At 70.7% G+C, this 20,108-nt stretch carries 17 protein-coding genes; 10 read left to right on the top strand and 7 right to left on the bottom strand.

Features of this window, described 5'->3' with window-relative positions:
• Positions 1-54: 54 nt before the first annotated feature.
• From WMF45_RS39650 to WMF45_RS39620, 7 genes are all read left to right on the top strand, one after another.
• Positions 55-681 (top strand): FKBP-type peptidyl-prolyl cis-trans isomerase, encoded by a 627-nt coding sequence (locus tag WMF45_RS39650; RefSeq protein WP_437711142.1) that lies wholly within the window; start codon positions 55-57, stop codon positions 679-681.
• Between the two features lie 40 nt (positions 682-721).
• Positions 722-952, top strand: a complete 231-nt coding sequence (locus WMF45_RS39645; protein WP_437711140.1) for a hypothetical protein — start codon at positions 722-724, stop codon at positions 950-952.
• On the top strand, positions 949-1,251 hold the full coding sequence (locus WMF45_RS39640; RefSeq protein ID WP_437711139.1) for a DUF1844 domain-containing protein: 303 nt from the start codon (positions 949-951) through the stop codon (positions 1,249-1,251). Before WMF45_RS39645 ends, WMF45_RS39640 begins: the two co-directional genes overlap by 4 nt.
• Complete coding sequence (locus WMF45_RS39635) at positions 1,248-2,396, top strand: S1C family serine protease (protein ID WP_437711137.1); 1,149 nt, start codon at positions 1,248-1,250, stop codon at positions 2,394-2,396. Before WMF45_RS39640 ends, WMF45_RS39635 begins: the two co-directional genes overlap by 4 nt.
• A 113-nt stretch (positions 2,397-2,509) precedes the next feature.
• Complete coding sequence (locus tag WMF45_RS39630) at positions 2,510-3,310, top strand: sigma-70 family RNA polymerase sigma factor (protein WP_437711135.1); 801 nt, start codon at positions 2,510-2,512, stop codon at positions 3,308-3,310.
• Positions 3,307-4,032, top strand: a complete 726-nt coding sequence (locus WMF45_RS39625; protein ID WP_437711133.1) for an anti-sigma factor family protein — start codon at positions 3,307-3,309, stop codon at positions 4,030-4,032. The genes WMF45_RS39630 and WMF45_RS39625 overlap by 4 nt, the downstream gene beginning before the upstream one ends.
• The gene (locus WMF45_RS39620; RefSeq protein ID WP_437711131.1) at positions 4,032-4,550 is read left to right on the top strand and encodes a hypothetical protein; all 519 of its coding nucleotides are present in this window, start codon (positions 4,032-4,034) and stop codon (positions 4,548-4,550) included. Before WMF45_RS39625 ends, WMF45_RS39620 begins: the two co-directional genes overlap by 1 nt.
• A 22-nt stretch (positions 4,551-4,572) precedes the next feature.
• On the opposite strand, the gene WMF45_RS39615 is transcribed toward WMF45_RS39620, so the two are convergent.
• The 7 genes from WMF45_RS39615 to WMF45_RS39585 form a co-directional block, all read right to left on the bottom strand.
• Entirely contained in the window at positions 4,573-5,772 is a 1,200-nt protein-coding gene (locus WMF45_RS39615; RefSeq protein ID WP_437711129.1) for a sensor histidine kinase, read from the bottom strand.
• Entirely contained in the window at positions 5,769-7,790 is a 2,022-nt protein-coding gene (locus WMF45_RS39610; RefSeq protein ID WP_437711127.1) for a PAS domain S-box protein, read from the bottom strand. The genes WMF45_RS39615 and WMF45_RS39610 overlap by 4 nt, the downstream gene beginning before the upstream one ends.
• A 120-nt stretch (positions 7,791-7,910) precedes the next feature.
• Complete coding sequence (ruvB, locus tag WMF45_RS39605; protein WP_437711125.1) at positions 7,911-8,933, bottom strand: Holliday junction branch migration DNA helicase RuvB; 1,023 nt, start codon at positions 8,931-8,933, stop codon at positions 7,911-7,913.
• Between the two features lie 80 nt (positions 8,934-9,013).
• The gene (locus tag WMF45_RS39600) at positions 9,014-10,933 is read right to left on the bottom strand and encodes a sensor histidine kinase (protein ID WP_437711123.1); all 1,920 of its coding nucleotides are present in this window, start codon (positions 10,931-10,933) and stop codon (positions 9,014-9,016) included.
• Positions 10,930-12,492: a sensor histidine kinase gene (locus tag WMF45_RS39595; protein WP_437711121.1), complete on the bottom strand. Its 1,563-nt coding sequence runs from the start codon at positions 12,490-12,492 to the stop codon at positions 10,930-10,932. Before WMF45_RS39595 ends, WMF45_RS39600 begins: the two co-directional genes overlap by 4 nt.
• Before the next feature lie 93 nt (positions 12,493-12,585).
• The gene (locus tag WMF45_RS39590) at positions 12,586-13,161 is read right to left on the bottom strand and encodes a GNAT family N-acetyltransferase (protein ID WP_437711120.1); all 576 of its coding nucleotides are present in this window, start codon (positions 13,159-13,161) and stop codon (positions 12,586-12,588) included.
• A 4-nt stretch (positions 13,162-13,165) separates the two neighbouring features.
• A complete protein-coding gene (locus WMF45_RS39585) occupies positions 13,166-15,892 on the bottom strand; it encodes a serine/threonine protein kinase (RefSeq protein WP_437711119.1) in 2,727 nt (908 codons plus the stop codon).
• Between the two features lie 663 nt (positions 15,893-16,555).
• On the opposite strand from WMF45_RS39585, the gene WMF45_RS39580 reads away from it, so the two are divergent.
• The 3 genes from WMF45_RS39580 to WMF45_RS39570 all read left to right on the top strand — a co-directional run bounded on the left by WMF45_RS39580 (position 16,556) and on the right by WMF45_RS39570 (position 19,964).
• Complete coding sequence (locus tag WMF45_RS39580) at positions 16,556-16,894, top strand: P-II family nitrogen regulator (RefSeq protein ID WP_012239819.1); 339 nt, start codon at positions 16,556-16,558, stop codon at positions 16,892-16,894.
• 165 nt (positions 16,895-17,059) lie between these two features.
• Positions 17,060-18,472, top strand: a complete 1,413-nt coding sequence (gene glnA / locus WMF45_RS39575) for a type I glutamate--ammonia ligase (protein WP_437545073.1) — start codon at positions 17,060-17,062, stop codon at positions 18,470-18,472.
• A gap of 406 nt (positions 18,473-18,878) precedes the next feature.
• Complete coding sequence (locus WMF45_RS39570) at positions 18,879-19,964, top strand: serine/threonine-protein kinase (RefSeq protein WP_437711118.1); 1,086 nt, start codon at positions 18,879-18,881, stop codon at positions 19,962-19,964.
• Positions 19,965-20,108: the final 144 nt, after the last annotated feature.

The raw sequence follows: 20,108 nt of genomic DNA, 5'->3' as shown, positions 1-20,108 counted from the left end.
TCCTCATAGCATGCTGCCGCGCAAGCGCGCCTCGCTTGAAACCGCGGAACCGCCGTGGCAGACCAACCGCCGCCCATGGAGTCGCTGCCCATCGCAACGGATACGGTCGTCACGCTGTCCTACGTCCTCTTCAACGAAAGCGGAGAGACTGTGGATGAGGCATCGACCGCGGAGCCGCTCGTCTACACCCACGGCTATGCTCAGATCGTGCCCGGGCTGGAGCGCGCGCTCGAAGGGCTGCGCCCCGGCGAGCAGCGCGAGATCACCGTCGAGCCGGAAGACGCGTTCGGCGAGCGCGATGACGCCGGCATCTTCGAGGTGGACAAGGCGGACTTCCCCGATGGGGGCGCTGTCGAGGTCGGCGACGAGTTCGTCGCCCAGGGCCCGGACGGTTCGCCGATCGCGCTCCGGGTCATCGAGATCCTCCCCGAGGGCTTCCGGGTGGATACGAATCACCCTCTGGCAGGCCAGAAGGTGCGCTTTCAGGTTCAGGTCAAGGACGTGCGCGCCGCCAGCGAGGAGGAGATCGCGCAGGCTCAGGCCGAACTGGAGGAGCGCATCGAGGATTCCGAGGGCGAGGGCTGCTGCGATCACGACCACGACCACGACCACGATCACAGCCACCATCACGAGCACGGCGATGGTGGGGTGCTCGTGACGCTCTCGAAGAAGTCGTCATAAGCCCACCGCGAACTGGTGGGTTGTTCGAGGAGATCACATCATGACCGTAGGTGAGAAGGGCAAGCTGACGGAGCTGCAGCTCGATCGCCGGGTGCGCGAGCGCCTCCTGGCGAGCGGGACGCTCAGCGCGGGGACCATCGAGGCGCACCTCGCGGGCTTGCCGGACCAGGAGGAGCACGCCGAGGGGATCGCCGTCGATCAGCCGGCGCTCGGCGCGTCAGCGCAGGGGTCGCGCATCGAGCCCGAGCTCGACGACGAAGGGGCAGAGTGAGCGACGCGGAGAATCGGGAAGAGCTCCCTCCGCCAGGGAGCCCCCCGGAGCTGCCGACGCTCGACTTCTCGACCTTCGTGCTGTCGATCATTGGCTCCGCGTACGTGCACCTCGGCGACGCGCCGAGCCCCGACGGCAGGGAAGAGCAGAACCTGATCCTCGCGCATCAGGACATCGATTTGCTGTCGCTCCTCCAGGAGAAGACGAAGGGGAACCTCTCGGGCGACGAGGAGAGGTTGCTCGAGCAGGCGCTCTACGATCTGCGGATGCGCTACCTCGAGGTCTCGAAACGCTCGTGACCGTTGGCGCCAGGGCTCTCCTGTGGGTCCTCCTCGCCTCGCTGGTCGCCTCGTGCAGCAAGGCCTCTCCTGGCCACTCTTCCAGCGCAAGCAGCTCCACTGTCCCCTCGGGCGCCGTGCCGGTGGCGATCGCGCCGCCTCCGTCCGCGCCGCCTCCTCCTCCGATCGTCCGCTCCGAGGGCATGCCCGGCTCCTTCGCTCCGCTCGCGCGCAGGGCCGATCCAGCGGTCGCGACGGTCAAGGCGCGCGTCGAGCGGCAGCAGCAACCGGGCGGCCGCCGCCGCACGGTCGCCGAGGGGCTCGGGACGGCCTTCGTCTATGATCCAGAGGGCTTCCTGCTGACGAACAACCACGTGATCGAGGGCGCGACCGACATCCTCGTGAGCTTCGTCGACGGCCGCGACATCAAGGCGACCGTCATCGGCCGCGACAAGCACACGGACGTCGCCGTGCTGAAGGTCGACGAGAAGGGGCTCCCGTCGCTCCCCCTGGGCGACTCCGATACCATCGAGGTCGGCGACTGGGTGGTCGCGATCGGCAACCCCTTCGGCCTCTCCCACACGGTCTCGGCGGGCATCCTCTCCGCCAAGGGCCGCACCCGGGACGACGTGAAGGGGCTCGACCCGAGCGGCTACTTCAACTTCCTCCAGACGGACGCGAGCATCAACCCCGGCAACTCCGGCGGCCCGCTCCTGAACCTCAAGGGCGAGGTGGTCGGCATCAACGCGGCCGTGCGCGCCAACGCGAACAACATCGGGTTTGCGATCCCGATCAACATGGTCCGGCAGCTGCTTCCCATGCTGCTGCGCGACGGCAAGATCCGGCGGAGCCAGGTCGGGGTGATCGTCGACGTCCTCAACTCGATCGAGGCGGGGCGGCTCAAGCGCCCCGATCGAAAGGGGGCGTGGGTGAAGACCGTGGTGGCGGGGGGACCCGCGGACCGGGCTGGCATCGCGCCGGACGATGTGATCATCGGCTTCGAAGGAAAGACGATTTCCGACCCGAACGAGCTCCGGTGGATGGCGAGCATCGCCGGAGTGAACAAGGCCGTTACGCTCCGCGTCGCGCGGCTGGAGCGGGTCTTCGATGTCCGCCTCACGCTGGGCGAGCTGCCCGAGCTCAGCGACGAGTCCGATGAGCCGTGAGCCGGACGGCCGCCGTCTGCCGCCCGGCACGTCCGCCGGCCGCCGCGCGCCGTGCGTGGCCGCCTGCTCCGCGACCTCCCTCGTCCCCCAGCCTCCTCAGGTAAGCTGACCCCGTGGCCATTGCACCTTCTCCCCCGGACGAGCTCGAGCCGGTCGCACCTCCCGGTGATCCCGGCGAGGGCGACGCGGAAGGCGACGACCTGTCCGCGGAGGGCGACCACCCCGAAACGAAGCAGCTTCACCCGCGCCTGAATAGCGCTTCCGCCCGTGCGTCCAATCGCGAGGCGCGACGGCGGGAAGCGGAGGAAGATCGTGAGCTCATCGAGCGAGCGCAGAAGGGGGACCAGGCGGCTTTCCGCTCGCTCGTGGAACGGCACCAGCGCAGGGCGTTCGCGATCGCGATGGGGCTCGTCCGCGACGAGAACGACGCGCGCGAGCTCGTGCAGGACGCCTTCCTCCGGGTCTACAAGGGCCTCGGCTCCTTTCAGGGGGGCTCCTCGTTCTTCACCTGGCTCTACAGGATCGTCACGAACCTGGCGATCGACCTCATGCGGAAGCCGGGACGCCGCGACCTCGAGCTCCAGGAGAACCAGGCGGCGGACGAGCAGTCCGACTTCCCGCTCGTCGCTCGGATCGACGGCGCGGACCCCCTCAACGTCGTCCGGCGCCGGGAGATCGCCGGGCGCATCCAGGCCGCGCTCGACGCGCTGCCGCCCTACCACCGAGGCGTGATCCTGATGCGGGAGGTGGAGGGCATGTCGTACGAGGAGATGGCTCAGGCCATGGGGGTCTCGAAGGGGACGATCATGAGCCGCCTGTTCCACGCCCGTCAGAAGCTTCAGCGCGCCCTCGCCGACTGTTACGCGGAGGAAGAGGGCAAGGCCCCAGCAGAAGACCCGGAGGAGATCGCGTGAGCACCGCCAACAGCAGCAAGGCGAATCACGGGGAAGCGAGCGCCCCGCCGACGGATCTGGAGCTGATGCTCTATGCCGACGGTGAGCTCGATGAGGCGCGCCACCGGCAGGTGGAGGAGTACGTGCTCCACGACCCGCGCTGCCGGGCGAAGGTCGCAGCGCTCGTCACCGCGGCCGACATGGTCCGGGACGGCGCGCTGGCCTCCAGCGCGGCCGACGGCATCGCCGATGGGGTGATGGCGAAGATCCTCGAAGGGCAGGCGGGCGCCGCGCGGGTCGACGGGGGCGCCGTTGCGCGGCCGCTCGCGGCGCCGCCGTCGGGCGAGCTGCCCCGCGCTCGGGCGCGGCTCCAGGGATCGCCGGCGAACGACAACGCGCGCGGGATCTTCGCGCTGACGGCGCTCGCCGTGGCGGCGGCCGCCGCCTTGATGGTCTGGGGCAAGATGGGCGTGGAGACGCCCACCGCGGAGCTGACGACGCAGGCGCCCTCCGCGTTGCTCGCCCCGCCGTCCGAGGCGCCCTCCGCGTCGCTCGCGGCGCCGGTGAAGGAGCCGGACGCCGCGCCGAGCTTTGAGGGGGAGGTCGAGCCCGGCGTCGAGATCGCCGCGGTCGACTTCGGGGCACGCATGGGCACCATCTTTTACGTCCCGCAGGAGGCCGTGGCTTCAGGCCCGACGACCACGGTGGTCTGGCTCTCCGATGACGGTCCGGGAGGACAGTGATGAGATTTCTTGCGAGTGCGATCACCGCGACCATGGTCCTGGCGCTCGGCGTGAGCCCTTCCCCTGCCGTCGCGCAAGAGCAGGCGCCGGCGCCCCCGCAGGCCGCGCCGTCGGACGCCGAGGTCACGTCCGAGATCGTGATCCTTCACGCGACGAACGATGGGAAAGGCATCGACCCGAAGATCGGCAAGATGCCCGAGCTCGGGAAGCCGCCGTTCTCGTCGTACAACAGCTACAAGCTCCTCGAGCGGCTGAAGGTCAGCCTGCAGAAGGGGAAGCCGACCACGACGAAGCTGCCGAACGGCAGCGTCCTCATGGTGTCGCTGAAGGACGTGATCGCCGCGAAGAAGAAGGACGAGCCGAGGCGCTTCGTCGTCAGCGCGAGCATCCAGAAGCCAGGTGGCACCACGTTCCTGCCCCTGCTCGAGGTGAACGCCAAGGCCGGCGAGAGCTTCTTCGTCGCGGGTCAGCAGCACATGGGCGGCGTGCTCGTGCTGGGCATCAAGGTCGAGCCCTGAGCCGAGGGGAGCTCGCCCCTGCTCAGCGGCGGGCCGAGGACGGCAGCGCGATCGGCAGATCCAGAGAGAAGACCGTCCCGCGCGGGGCGCGTGCATCCGCGCGGATGCTGCCGCCGTGCGAGGCAACGATGTTCCTTACGATGCTCAGGCCGAGCCCGGTGCCGGTCCCGTCGGTCTTCGTCGTGAAGAAGGGGTCGAAGATCCTCGGCAGGTGCTCGGGCTCGATCCCGTGCCCGTCGTCGCGGATCGTCACCGTGATGTAGCCGTCCTCCGGCGACATCGCGGTGGAGATGCCGAGGCAGCCGCCGCGCTCGTTCATCGCGTGCGCGGCGTTCGTGAACAGGTTCACGAACACCTGCGTCAGCGGATCGATGACGCCGCAAACCGGAGGGATCTCGTCGAAGCGCCGCTCGACGGTGACGCCCGTCTGGTCGAGGAGGTGCTCGCAGAAGACGAGCGCGCGCTCGATGATGTCGTGGAGCGAGACGGCGCCCGGCTTCTCCGTGGACGGCCTCGCGTAGGCGATCAGGTCGCGCGAGAACCGGCGGATGCGATCTGCCGCGTCGTTGATCCTCGCGAGCCGCTCGATGTCCGAGGGGTCGAAGCCGCCGCGCTCGCCCTTGCGGCGCAGGTACTCGGAGTACGCGAGGATCGAGGTGAGCGGGTTGTTGAGCTCGTGCACGACGCCCGCGGCCATCTTCCCGAGCGAGGCCAGCTTCTCGGCCTGCATGACCTGAGCGCGCAGCGACTCGTGCGCGCGCGCCTCGCGGAGCGACGCGCCCAGGGTGAGCACGAGGCGGTCGACCAGCGCCTCCACCGGCGCGCTGTCGAGGTACGCGGCGTCGTCGGCCGCGATGTGCATCGTCGAGCGGCCTCCGGGCTCGATCGCCACGACGCGCTCGAAGGCGAACTCCGGGAGGAGCCGCGCCGGATCGCGGCCGTCGTCGCGGCGGGCGCGCGGCGAGACCCGGACGGCCACCTGCGCCCCCGTCGCGCCGGGGATGTAGATGCCGAGCCCGCAGGCCGTGAGCACCTTCGCGGCCGCGCCGAGCAGCGTCGAGGCGCGCTGCTCGATGGAGGCCGACGGATCCAGCTCGCTCGACGCGATGAGCAGGCTGTCCACCCACTCGAGCGGGATGTCCCGGGTGAGGGGTTTCCGGAGCGTGACGGGAGCGTCGGACAATGGCTGCTCCCCCAGGCGCTCCGCGGTCTTTCCGCTCACCCGATCACCCTGTTCGGGTCGTCGCCGCTCGATCGGTCGAGATCGATGATCTTCGCGGCGCCGACATAGGATTTCGTCTCATAGCGGGTGATCTTGCCGATCTTGCGGACGATCTCCGCCATCCGCTCGGCTTCGCTGCGGATCGTGGTCGCGGCCCCCTTGATGGGGGACGCGTCGTCGATCCGGCGGCAGATCAGCTCGGCGTAGCCGAGCACGCTGGTGAGCGGCTGGTTCAGCTCGTGCGCGGCCGCGCCCGCGAGCTCGGCGATGATGGCCTGCTTCTCGCGAGCGCGGAGCTCCTCCTGCGCCTCGGTGAGGCGGGCCTCCATCCGCATCCGCTCCCGCAGGTCCGTGAAGATGCCGACCGAGCCGACCGGGACGCCGTTCTCGAAGATCAGCGCCGCGGAGAGGTGCACCGGGATCCGCGACCCGTCCCTGGCCAGGACCTCGGTCCGGTAGCCCTCGAGCCGGCCGGGACCGCCGTGCTCCTTCGCGTGGATGAGCCTCATGATGTGCTCGGCGTTGTGGTCGGGGTAGAGCGCGCGGGCGTTCATCGCGCCGACGACCTCCTTCGCGTCATACCCGTAGATCCGCTCGGCGGCGCGGTTGAAGAGCAGGACGACGCCCTCCATGTTGGCCGAGACGATCGCGTCGACCGAGCTGTCGATGACGCGCTCCAGGAACTCCTTGGTCTTGGTGAGCTCCGCCTCGGTGGCGCGCTCCGTTGTGACGTCGCGGAAGCTGACCAGGACGGCGCCGCTCTCCTCGCGAAGGACGCTGCTGAAGCTGAAGCTGAGGATGAGCCGCTCGTGCTCGCCCCGTCGCACGGTGAAATCGACCATGTGCGGGAACGATCCCCTGGCGAAGCCGGCCCGGATCTCCTCGAGGAGAGGGTGCTCGCGCGCGTCGACGAGATCGGCCAGGTTCGCCCTCTCGAGGTCCTCCGCGGTGCGCCCGGTGATCGCCTGCGCGCGCGGGTTGGAGAAGAGGATGTGGCCGTCGGGATCGACGACGACGATGCCGTCCGCCGTCGAATAGAAGAAGTCGGCGTAGCGCTGGAGCGCCTTCAGCCGGCGCTCCGCCTCGAACCGCGCGAAGGTGCTCTGCTGCGTTTGGTCGCGGAGCGACTGCAGGATGCGCGCGTTGCGCAGGGCGATCGCGGTGGCGCTCGCGACCGTGCGGGCCAGCGAGAGCTCGTGCGCGTGAGGCGCCACCGGCTGCCGGCCGCGCAAGAAGAGCACGCCGAGCGGCTTGTCCTCGAACAGGATCGGCAGGAGCGCCAGCGAGCGGAACGCGTTCTCCGGGAGCTCCGCGCGCACGAGGTCGAACAGCGGGTGCGCCTTCGCATCGTCGATCACGAGCACGTCGCCCGTGCGCATGACGCGCTGGATCTCCGGGTACTTGCCGAGATCGATCGGCAGATCCCGCAGCTCCTTGTCGTCGCTCGCGGCGACCACGTAGCCGACGTCGCCCGCGTCGCGCACGAGGACGATGCTGCAGCGGTCGACGCGCGCCACCTCGGCGATGCGCCGCACGACCGTGAAGAGGATGTTCCGGAAGTCGAGCGTCGAGGAGAGCGCCTGGGTGAGCTCGAGGACCACCTTCGCGTCGTGCTCTTTGCGCGCGAGCGCGTCGACGTAGTCCCGGATCCGGAGCTGCCCGCGGATGCGCGCGATCAGCTCGGCAGGGCGGAACGGCTTGCGGATGAAATCGTCGGCGCCGAGCTCGAAGGCGCGGGCGACCTCCTCGTCCGCGTCGAGCGCCGTCAGCACGACGACGGGGACGTCCTGCGTCCGGGGGGCGTCCCGCACGGCGCTGAGGACGACGTAGCCGTCAGGAGGCGGCATCACGAGGTCGAGCAGCACGAGCGCGGGCACGCTCGCCTTGAGCCAGGCGAGCGCGTCCGCGCCCGAGGTGACCGCGACGGCCTCGATGCCCGCGTCGGCCAGCGCGTGCAGCAGCATCTGCCGGCTGACGGCGTCGTCGTCCACGACGAGCACAGGATCACGGCGAGGCACACGCCCAGCTTAGCGACTCCAGGCTGGAGCGATGAGAGAATTCCGGGTCTCGGCGCGGCGTCGGCGCGGCGTTGGCGCGGCGTTGGCGCACTGCATTGCGCTGCCCGCGCGGCGCCGGGATCAGGAGAAGAGATCTCCCTGCTTCGTCGCAGGAGCCGCGATGCCCAGGTGCTCGTAGGCGCGGCGGGTCGCGACCCTGCCGCGCGGCGTGCGGCCGACGAAGCCCTGCTGGAGCAGGAACGGCTCGTAGACGTCCTCGATCGTGTCGCGCGGCTCACTGAGCGCCGCCGCCAGCGTGTCGATGCCCACAGGGCCGCCGTCGTAGTGATCGACGATGACGCGCAGCAGCCGGCGATCCATCTCGTCGAGGCCGGCCGCGTCGATCTCGAGCCGCTCGGCGGTCTTCCGCGCGATCTCCATCGTGATCGCGCCGTCGCCCAGCACCTCGGCGAAGTCGCGTACGCGGCGCAGGAGGCGGTTGGCGACGCGCGGCGTCCCCCGCGCGCGCGCCGCGATCTCGCGCGCTCCGCCGGCGTCGATCGGCACGTCGATCAGGCCGGCGCTGCGCTGCACGATGCGCTCGAGCTCCTCGACGGGGTAGAAGTCGAGGCGGACGACGTGGCCGAAGCGCGACAGCAGCGGCGCGGTGAGCAGCCCGGTGCGGGTCGTCGCGCCCACGAGCGTGAAGGGCTTCAGCGCGAGCTGGATCGTCGTCGCGTAGGGGCCGTCACCGGTCATGATGTCGATGTTGAACGACTCGATCGCGGGGTAGAGGCTCTCCTCGACCGCCGGCGTGAGCCGGTGGATCTCGTCGATGAACAGCACGTCGTTGCGCTCCAGCTTCGTCAGCAGGCCGGCCAGCGCGCCCTTGTGCTCGATCGCGGGGCCGCTCGTCACATGGAGGGCGACGCCCATCTCGCGGGCGATGATGTGGGCGAGCGTGGTCTTGCCCAGGCCGGGCGGGCCACAGAACAGCATGTGGTCGAGCGGCTCGCGCCGCCGGCGCGCGGCCTCGACGAAGACCTTGAGGTTCTCCGTGTGCTTGGCCTGGCCGACGTACTCGGCGAGCGATGCAGGCCGGAAGAGGCGGTCGAAGCGATCGTCGTCGCCTGTCTCGGCAGGAGAGAGCGCCCGTTCAGGCATGCCACGGGCGTACCGCGTGCAAGCAGCGAAGGGAAGCGATCCGCGCGGCGGCGTGGGTCGCCGCGGGGCGCTGGTCGAGGTCAGCCGAGCGCAGGGACAGAGGACAGGCGGGGACGGCGGGGGGGCGGGATGCGCGGCAGACGAGCGCGGCAGAGCGGCCGGCCGTCGGGGGCGCCGTCCACCTCGAGAGAGCCGCCGTGGAGCTCGATCACCGATCGCGCGTGGCTGAGGCCCAGCGTCAGGCCACGCCCGCGCGCCGTGGTCTGCCGGCTGAACAGGGCCTCGAGCTCGTCCGGCGGCACGTCGCGGCTGCCGTACTCGATGTCGATGCGGACCTCGTTGTTGAACTCGCCGGCCATCGTCGCCGTGAGGCGCACGAGGCGCGCCGACGGGTCGGCCGCGCCCGTCCGGAGCGCGTGCGCGACGATGACCGCGATCGCGCGCGTCGCGTAGGCTTGATCGACGGGGATCAGGGGCAGGGTGTCGCCGACCTCGATGACGACCTCGCCGCCGGCGTCGCTCGCGAGCTCGCGCGCCTTGCGGAGCGCGCCCGCGATGAGCCAGCCGACGGACGTCGGCTGAGGCTCGAGCGTGAGCTGCCCGGCCTCGACGCGGGCGGCGTCGAGGATCGACTCGATGAGGCCAAGGAGCTCCCGGCCGCGCGTCGCGATGAGCTCCAGGCTCTCGCGCTGCGCGGGGGTCAGATCCTCCTGGCCCACGAGCTCGGCGAACCCGAGGATGGCGTTCAGCGGGCTCTTGAGGTCGTGGCTCACGCTCGCGAACAGGAGGCCGCGCATGCGCTGCGCCGCCTCGCGGGACTCGAGCGCGCGCTCCTGCGCGGCGGCGAAGACGCGGAAGCGCTCGGCGAGGTCCTCGATGGCGTGCCCGAGCCGGGCGACGACGGCGAACCGGGCGGGGCGCGCGATCTGGGTGGCGCCGCGCAGCACGCTGTCCGTGCCGAGCAGGCGCACCTGCTTCGTGGCGTGCACGAGATCGGCCGCGAGGACGCGGCCGAACAGGTTGCCGAGCGCGCCGGCGACCAGCACGGCGAGCAGCGCGACGAGCGCGCCCCAGATCGCGGCAGAGGGCTCGAGGTCGGCGGAGAACCGGGTGTTGACGCAGCCGTAGTCGAGCGGCGTGATCACGGCGATCTGCCCGTCGGCCTCGCGGCCGAAGGAGGGCTCGGAGCCCACGCAGTCGTGCTCCAGGCGCGCGAGGAACCCGAACTCCGCCGCCGAGGCCACGACGTCGTTGCGGCCGGCCGCGTCGATGGCCCCGAGCGACGGGTCGAGCGCCGTGCGCGCGATGAGCCCCGCGGTCGAGCGCCGGCTGCGCTCGATGAACGTCTGGAGGTGCGCGTTCGCGATGAGCACCGCCCCGACGCCGACGAGCAGCACCGGCGTGGCGACGGCCAGGAGCAGCTTGGAGGTGACCCGCCGGCGCGGCGTCTGGTAAAGCTCGGCGGTCTCGAGCAAGGCGCCGATCGCCTCGGCCGGGCTGATCTCGAAGAGGCTGAACGCCGCGGCGCGCGTCAGCACGTAGTGCGGGATCGCGGACGCGCTGAGGATCGTGATCGCGAGGATGAGCAGGCTGACCGCGCGGCCGTCGTCGAGCTTCTCCGGCCTGATCCCGGGGATCATCATGAGGCCCGAGATCGTCGAGCTCGCCAGCACGAAGCGCAGCGCCAGCGAGGTCGGGAGCCCGGCGAACCGCTCGAGCTCCTCGTGATCGATGTCGCGCGAGCCGATCACGAGCGAGCGCAGCAGGTTCTCGTGGGTGCGCAGCCGGAGCAGCGTCAGCAGCGTGGTCGCGCAGATCGCGGCGAGCGCGATCTTGGCGCCGACCGAGAGCACGCTGGCGGCGACGCGCTGCTCGAGGATGAGCAGCTTCGGCGCGAGCGCCGCGATCGCCCCGAACGCGGCGACGCCGACCAGCGCCTGGCGGACGAGCACGCGCCTCGCGAAGTGGATCGCGTCGTCCCTCATGCGCTCCTCGGTCATGCGATCCTCCCCTGGGGGCCGCCGGCGCCGGGGTCGTTCCCGGGCGGCGCCGCCACGTCGGGCGTGGGCGGGGTCGGCGAGAACAGGGGCTGCTGCACGATCCACATCGGCAGGGTGATCGTGAAGGTCGAGCCCCGCCCGAGCTCGCTCTCCAGCTGGATCGTCCCGCCGTGCATCAGCACGAGGCGCCGCGCGATCGAGAGCCCGAGCCCCGTCCCGGCCCGGCGCGAGCGCACGTCGCCGGTCTGCCGGTACTCCTCGAAGACCGCCGACGTCTCTTCCGGCGGGATGCCGGGGCCGGTGTCCTGGACGACGATCGCCGCGTAGCGACCGCGCCCCGTGATGTTGACCGTCACCGAGCCGCGCGCCGTGAACTTGACGGCGTTCGAGACGAGGTTGGTCAGGATCTGCCGCACCCTCCGCGGATCCGCGTGCGCGACCAGGGCGTGGTCCCCGGTGACGCGCAGCTGGAGGGGCTTGTCGCGCGCCGCCGCGGACGCCTCCCGCATCACCTGATCGACGAGCGCGCGGAGGTTGACGGCGCGGCGGGAGAGCTGGAGCTTGCCCGTCTCGAGCGCCGAGAGGTCGAGGATGTCGTCGATGAGCGTGCGCAGGTGCTCGCCGCTCTGCCGGATGACCGACAGCGCCTCGCGCGCGTCCTGGCTGAGCGGGCCGTCGACCTCGCTCTCCAGGACGTGCGCGAACCCGAGGATGGCGTTGAGCGGCGTGCGCAGCTCGTGGCTCAGCCCCGCGAGGAACGCCGAGCGCTCGCGGTCCATCGCGGAGGCCTGCTGGAGGTCCGCCCGGTAGGTGCGCTCCGCCGCGGCGAAGCGGGTGATCAGGAGGTTGAAGGCCGCCGTCAGGAGGCCTACCTGGTCGAGCGATCTGATCGGAACGGGCTCGGCCTGGATCACGTCCGTGGGCAGCGCGCTCTGGCCCTGTCCGCGCGCCATCGCCGTGATGCGCTCGCGCAGGTAGTCGACGTCGTCGCGCGCCGACTTGGTGAACGAGAGCGCGACCGCGACAGCCACGCCGAGCAGCAGCACCGTGAGCGCCGCGACGGCGTTGCCGAGCGCGATCGAGTCGGGCGGCGGGCTCGGCGCCGAGACGAAGGTGAGCACCGAGAGGTGAGAGAGCGGCGGGTGCAGCGGGCGCGCCGCGAACCGGACGCGGCCGAGCGAGGTCGTCGTCTCGCCCTTGCCCAGGGTGAGCATCTGGACGATGCCGGCCCTGGCCGGCGCGCTGAAGCTCTCGTTGATCAGCACGTGGCCGCCCTGATCGACGAGCAGGATCTCCGACCCAGCCCTCCGCGCCGCCTCCCTCAGGAGCGCCGCCCGCTCCCCCTCGATGGTCCCGCGGAGCCGCGCCGAGAGCGTCGCGGCCATCACCTCGGCGCGCAGGCTCGCGGCCTGATCGCTCATCTTCGCGAGCTGGCCGATGCCGATCAGCGCGATCGCCACCGCCGTGGCGATCCCCACGACGATCACGATCGCGGGCGCGAGCGGCACGAGCGGCGTCGTGCCGCGGGGCCAGCGGATGAGGCGACGACGGCGGGCCACGGCGGAGTCAGGATGCTAGCGCGCTTCGGGCGGCGCACGGGCTACCTCGGGCGCGCGAAGGGAACTAGCGACCGAGCGCACTCGTGGGCGGCTTTACCTGGGATCGGTCGCCAGGAGCGCGAAGACGGAGTGGTCGAGCCAGCGGCCGTCGCACCACTCGGCCTGCCGGGCGATCCCCTCGAAGCGGAAGCCGAGCCGGCCGATGACCGCGAGGGAAGGATGGTTGTCCGTCGCGGCCGCAACCCGCACCCTGTGCGCGCCCATGTGGCCGAACGCGAACCCGAGCGCGGCCCTCGCGGCCTCGGTCATGAGCCCGCGCCCGGTCGCCTCCTTGCGGAGCCAGTAGCCGAGCTCGCAAGAGCGGTGCAGGTGGACGCACGCCTCGAGCCCGACCACCCCGGCGAGCGAGCGGTGCGCGCGCTCGCGGATGACGAAGCGCAGCGCCCTGCCGTGATCCCAGTCGGCGGCGCACGCCTCGGCGAAGCGCACGCTCGCGGCCGGATCCGTGTGGAACTGCACCCAGGGCAGCCAGCGCTGGAGGATCGCGCGCGAGCCGTTGACCGCGAGCCAGAGCTCTGGCCCGTCGGACGGGTCGATCGGCACGAGGATCAGCCGCTCGGTCTCGATGGGACGGGCGCGGACCTCGCTTCGAGGTGGGAGGATGAGCATGGGGTCACCGGCACTGGATGCGGGCGGCGTAGGGCTCGAGATGACCCGCCTCGTAGTCAAGCCAGGCGACATACCACTCTCCAGGCTTCGCGCCGGGGCTGATCGAGGGCGCCGGCTGATCCCCGCTGATGCGGGCGAACTTCGTGGGCGCGCCGATGCCGTCGCGGTTGATCGACGCGGTGAGCATGCGGCCCCCCTCGAACCAGACCAGCTGGGCCTGCCCGCTCGGCGCGATCGCGATCGACGGGCGCGCGCCCGACTTCGAGAACCGCTTGCGCCAGAGCGGCTGGCCCTTGGCCGGATCGATGTAGGCGGCCGACGCGCCCCCGAGCGGCGCCTCGCCGTGCCAGACGACGAAGCAGCCGCCCGCGCCGCAGGCGAGCGAGGGGCTGTCGCTCCGGACCCGATCGCTGTTCACGAGCGACAGGTCGCCGAGCGCGCGGTCGGCGCGCTTGCCGGGGCTGGCCGGCGGGAGCCCCTTGCCGGCGTTCGCGAGCGGGAGGCGCATGTACTGGATGACCCGCGTCGGCTCGCGATCGAAGCGGAAGGCGAGGTGCATCACGTCGTTCTCCACCGCCACCGAGGGGAAGCGGACGCGCGGCTTCGAGGGGCCCGTCGGGGTGACGTCGGTCAGCCGGATGATCTCGCCCGCCGGATCGAGGTTCGGCGAGAGGCGGCGCATGAAGAGGTCCTCGGAGGCGTTGTCGCCGTCGTCCGACCACGTGATCAGGAACCCCTCGGCGGCGCGCGCGAGCGAGGGCCACGAGTTCCCTCCGCGAGGGAAGGGCGCGATCATCACGGCGGGGCCATCGATCCGCCCGTTGGCGTCGAGCCAGCGCACGTGCACGCCGGCCTCCGGCCCCTTGCCGTCCCAGTAGGTGAGCACCAGCCGATCGCCTGCGGAGGTCAGCTCGGGGCGTCCGATGGCGCGGCCCTCGGGCGTCACGTCGAGCGCCGGCGACGACGGCCGCAGCGCGCCGTCCAGCGTCGTCGTGTAGGCGTGCTCGGTGCCGCCCTCGTGCGAGTCCGTCCAGGTGACCACCGCGCCGCGCGGCCCGAGCGCGATCGAGGGCCGGCTGGCCCCGACGACGCGGCCGCCCTCGCGCACCAGATCGTGCGTGCGCGGCCTCGCGATGCCGGTGAGCGCGCAAGGCGCCTTGCCGCTCGCGTCTTTCAGGGCGACCTGCACGTGCTCGATCAGGGTCCGGGGCACGGGGTGGTTGCCCTTGTCCTGAGCGTCCTTCAGCAGCCTGAGCGCGGCCTTGAGATCGCCGGCGGCGACCGCCTCCTGCGCCTGCGCGACGAGCGGCGGCCACGCCAGGGCGGGCGGCTCGACGCGGGCGTCGGTGCGCGCCGGCACGTTGGCCCCGGCGGACGCCGACGCCGAGGGGGAGCTGCTCGCCGATGGCGCCGCGCTGCTCGACGAGACGGGCGGCAGGGCCGTCGGCTTGAGGAACTGGCGGTAACCCGCGTAGGCGCCGCCCGCGACGAGCGCGAGCACGCCGAACACGACGAGCGCGCGTCCCGCGCCGCCTCGCTTCGGCGTTGATGCGTGCGCCAGCGGATCGGGGATCGAGGTCTCGCCCGAGCCCCCGGAGAACGTGATCTGCTGCCCCGCGCCCTGGCTCATGCGCCCGGCGATCGCGGCGCCGGGCGCGCCCGAGGTGTCCAGCCCGGCGAACGGATCTCCCCCGCGCTCCGCCGGACCCGACGGGACGGTCCGCCGCGATTCGTTGGGGGTCACACGGACGACCCCCGGCGGGTCGAACGACAGGTCGGCCGGCCCGTCGCTGCCCGGCATGACGAGCCCCGCCTGGGACGGCTCCGCGCCGCGCGGCGGCTGCGCGACGCCGAGCGCGACCGACAGCTCGTCGGCGAACTCCTTCGCGGTCTGGAACCGCCGATCGATGGAGCGGTCGAGCGCCTTCTCGAACCACGTGGTGAAGCTCGCCGGGAGGTCAGGGCGGAGCGCCGCGGGCTGCGGCAGGGGCGCGTTGGCGATCTGCGCGAACGTCATCGCGACGCCCTGCTCGGTCTGCCAGACGGTGCGGCCGGTGAGGCACTCGTAGGTGATGCAGCCGAGCGCCCAGAGATCCGCGCGGTGGTCGACCGCTCCCTGGCCGCGCACCTGCTCCGGGCTCATGTACGCCGGCGTTCCGAAGACCGCGCCCTCGCGGGTGAGCCGCGCCTGCGCGTCGCCGCCGTCGACCGGCGCGTAGAACTTCGCGAGGCCGAAATCGAGGATCTTCGCGCAGAGCCGACCCTCCTCATCCTTCGTGAGGAAGATGTTCTCCGGCTTGAGGTCGCGGTGGACGATGGAGGCGGCGTGCGCCTTGGTGAGCCCTCGACACACCTGGGACACGACCGTCACGGTGGTCTCGGGGTCGAGGTACCTGATGACGGTCATGCGCTCGTACAGCGACTCGCCTTCGAGGAGCTCGAGCACCAGGAAGGGCCGCCCGTCGTCGAGCTTGCCCGAGTCGTAGACGTCGCAGATGAAGGGGCTGCGGATCGACGCGGCGGCCCGGGCCTCTCGGAGAAAGCGCTCGACCACGACGGCTGAGGTCGTCAGCTCCTGGGCGAGCACCTTGATCGCCACGCGTTTGCCGATGTCGATGTGCTCGGCCTCGTACACGGCAGCCATGCCGCCGCGCCCGATCTCGCGTGTGATGCGGTATTTTCCGGCGAGGACCGTGCCTACCGGGATCTTCGCTTTGTTCGGCAAAGCCATCAGGCAGGGCTGTCCCGCGACTGGATTCGCCAGCGCAGCCTATTCGAGCCGCGTCACAAGAACAATGGCGAGCGCAGCATGACCCGTCAGGGAGGGGCCCGATCCTCTCCCTGGCGCCGCACGAGCGGGCTCAGCGGTTCCACGACGGCACCGTGAAAACGGATTCCACCCCGGGCCGCTCATGGAATCAGGCGGGGCCACCGCTCTGGTGGCGGGGTGCGTAAGTTAATTCTCACCCCCCCGGCGCCGCCACCGCGCAAGCGAGCTCTGCCTTGCACAGGTAGAGCTGTGAAAAAAGTAAGCGGGCTCCGATTTTCTGACGTCCGATGCACTTTTCTCACGCTCGCACGGTGCGCGAAACATTCCGGAAACATGAGCTTGGGTACACCAGCCTGGACCTTCGGTCGCGCGCCAGCGTCCGGGGTGAAGGGTCGCCGATCCGGCTCCGCTGGATGGGTCCCTGAGTCGTTGACAGTGGCGGGCAAGGCTCGGTGGACCGGGCCGTCCCCGTCACGGATCGGAAGCCGGGCGGTGCCCGGCACATCGATGGGAGGCCGCCGGCGGAGGTGTCCCCCCTTTACCAGCTCTGCTCCGGCGGGGCCTTTCGGGTGAGCGCCCGGGTCTTCACCCCTGGCGCGTACCCGGTCACCACAGGCGTGCGCAATGAAAAAGGTCGAGGCGATCATCAAGCCGTTCAAGCTCGACGAGGTCAAGGACGCCCTCGCCGAGGTCGGGATTCAGGGCATGACGGTGACCGAGGTAAAGGGCTTCGGTCGGACCGGCGGCAAGAAAGAGGTCTATCGAGGTTCGGCGTATGTCGTCGACTTCGTGCCGAAGGTGAAGGTCGACATCGTCGTGCCGGACAGCATGGTCAGCGACGTGATCGACGCCATCGAGAAGAGCGCCAAGACGGGTCGGATCGGCGACGGCAAGATCTTCGTCGTCCCCGTCGAGGAGGCCGTGCGGATCCGCACGGGTGAGCGCGGCGAGGACGCCATCTAAGAGGCGCGCCGCCGGCAGAGTGTCACAGGGCATTCGCGGCGGGTCACAGGCTCGAGGATCGACAGATCGACAGATCGGCAACCGACAACCGAGAAGCGAGCACGAGCCCGCGCACCGTCGAGTCACATACAGCGAGAGCAGCGAGTCAGCGAGGTAGAGAAGATCATGAAGGCGAAAGATGTCGTCGCGTTTGCGAAGGAAAACGACGTAAAATTTGTCGATCTCAAGTTCATCGATCTGCCCGGCATCTGGCAGCACACGACCATCCCGGCGTCCCGCCTGAACGAGGATCTCTTCGAGGAGGGGATCGGCTTCGACGGCTCGTCGGTGCGCGGATGGCAGCCGATCAACGCGAGCGACATGCTGATGACGCCCGATCCGTCGACGGCGAAGCTCGACCCGTTCCATGCCCAGAAGACGCTGAGCATGATCTGTAAGATCAGCGACCCGGTGACCGGCCAGCCCTACGGCCGCGACCCGCGCTACATCGCCCAGAAGGCCGAGAATCACCTCCGCGCGAGCGGCATCGCCGACACGTCCTACTTCGGGCCCGAGGCCGAGTTCTTCGTCTTCGACTCGGTCCGCTACGAGAGCTCGCAGCGCGGCGCCTTCTACGAGATCGACAGCGACGAGGCGGTCTGGAACTCCGGCAAGGCCGGCCCGAACCTCGGGCACAAGATCCGGTCCAAGGAGGGCTACTTCCCCGTCGCGCCGACCGACACGCTCGGCGATCTGCGCGGGCAGATGATGTCCACGCTGATCGAGACCGGCATCGGGGTCGAGGTCGGCCACCACGAGGTGGCGTCGGCCGGCCAGTGCGAGATCGGCATCAAGTTCTCGACGCTGACGGCGATGGCCGACAACCTCATGTGGTTCAAGTACGTCATCAAGAACGTCGGCCGCAAGAACGGCAAGTCGGTGACGTTCATGCCGAAGCCGCTCTTCGGCGACAACGGCAGCGGCATGCACTGCCACCAGTCGCTCTGGAAGGAGGGCAAGCCGCTCTTCGCCGGCGACGGCTATGCCGGGATGTCCGACACGGGCCTCTGGTACATCGGCGGCATCCTGAAGCACGCGAAGGCGCTCGCGGCGCTCACCAACCCGACGACGAACAGCTATCGCCGGCTCGTCCCGGGCTACGAGGCGCCCGTGAACCTCGCGTACTCGAGCCGCAACCGCTCGGCGTCGATCCGCATCCCGCTGGCCCCGGGCAACAGCCCGAAGGGCCGCCGCATCGAGGTCCGCTTCCCGGACGCGAGCTGCAATCCGTACCTCGCCTTCGCCGCCATGATGATGGCCGGCCTCGACGGCGTCCAGAACCGGATCGATCCGGGCGACCCGCTCGACAAGGACATCTACGCGCTCTCGCCCGAGGAGCTCAAGGAAGTGCCGCACATGCCGGGCTCGCTCGACGAGGCCCTCGGCGCCCTCGAGCGCGACCACGAGTTCCTGCTCCGCGGCGACGTCTTCACCCGCGACATCCTCAAGACCTGGCTCGACTACAAGCGCGAGCGCGAGGTCGACGCGGTCCGGCTCCGCCCGGTCCCGCACGAGTTCTTCCTCTACTACGACGTCTGATCGCCCCCACCCCCGAGGGCAGCGCAGGGGCCGGCGCACAAGAAAATTGCGCTGTGCCCCCCGCTGCCCGGCCTCTTCATCGCTCGCCGTCGTGCTCGGCGAGCGCCGGTGACGCCGAGTCGAGGCGTCGCGGTATCGGAAAATCCACGGATCTCTGTGCCCGCGGAGGCGGCGAGGCGGGTTGTCGCCCCCTCGCGCCGCGAACTTTTGCTTCCTGCTGGAGCGCGCCGCACCGCGGTACCGCTCGTCCATGGCTCGGGTTATCCTGCGGTCCGGATCCGACGGGGGCGGCGTAAAGCCAGCTCCTCCTCGGTTCCTCGGTTCCGCGGTCCTCTGGCCCGCCGGTTCGTCCGTATCCTCGGTTCTCTCAGTTCCTTCAGCTCCCCAGCGACACCTCGGCGCAGCAGTGAACCCCGGCGATCTCATCCAGTCGCGCTACCGGCTCGTGAAGCTCCTGGGCCAAGGCGCCAGCGGGTCGGTGTGGGCCGCGAAGAACGTGCTCATCGACCGCGACGTGGCGCTCAAGGTGATGAGCCCCGAGGTGGCCGGGGACGCCGTCGCGCTCCAGCGCTTCTTCAACGAGGCGAAGGCGAGCGGGCGCCTGCGGAGCCCGAGCATCGTCGAGATCCTCGACCTCGGTCAGGCCGAGGACGGCTCTCCGTTCCTCGTGTTCGAGCTGCTCGTCGGCGAGGGGCTCGACGAGTGGCTGCGGCGCGAGGGCACCATCGAGCCCGAGGTGCTGGTCGAGCTCTTCCTCGGCCTCGCGCGGGCGCTCGACATGGCCCATCAGCAGGGGATCATCCACCGCGATCTGAAGCCCGCGAACATCTATGTGCATCGCAACCACCTGGGCGAGCTCGTGGGGAAGATCCTTGACTTCGGGATCAGCAAGGTCCTCGAGAAGGAGCACAACTTCTCGCTGACCCGCACGGGCTGCGTCGTCGGCTCGCCGGCGTACATGTCGCCCGAGCAGGCCGCAGGGCGCGAGGACGTGGACGCTCGCGCCGACATCTGGTCGCTGGGCGTCGTCATGTACGAGGCGTTGACCGGGACGACCCCGCATGAGGCGCCGAACTACAACGCGCTGATGGTCCGGATCCTGAGCAAGGACTGCGATCCGATCGCCGCGCGCAGGCCAGGGCTCCCGCCGCACCTCTGCCAGCTCGTCGAAGCGTGCCTCCGCCGCGAGCGCGACGAGCGGATCGCCTCGGCGGACGCGCTCGCGAAGGAGCTCGAGGCCGTTCTCCGCGAGCTGCGCGCCGAGCGCTTCCGGGGACAGAAGGGGCGGCGCGCCTCGGACATCGGCCTCGGCGGCGACGTCGCCCTCGCACCCGAGAGCGCGGCGGCGCGGGGCGGCGACGCCGCCGGGACGCTGGGACGGCTCGTGCAGCACGGCAGGCGCCTGCCAAAGGCCATGCTCGTCGCGGCGGGCATCGGGGTGGTGCTCTGGGCGATGGCGCTCGTGCTCATCGGCAGGTACTGGATCCGCTGAGCGCCGCTGCGACGCAGGGCGAGCGAGCGTGGTCGGCTCGCCCACGGCATGCGCGCCAGGTTGCTCCTTGCGGTGGTGCGCGTCGGGGCCCCATGTTGGCCCCGCGTCGAGCCGTCACCCGAGCTCGAAGCGAGCATTGATGGA

Source organism: Sorangium sp. So ce448 (assembly GCF_051520915.1).
In the GTDB taxonomy this organism is placed as follows: Bacteria; Myxococcota_A; Polyangia; order Polyangiales; family Polyangiaceae; genus Sorangium; species Sorangium cellulosum_B.
This window is presented reverse-complemented; position numbering and strand designations above follow the sequence as displayed.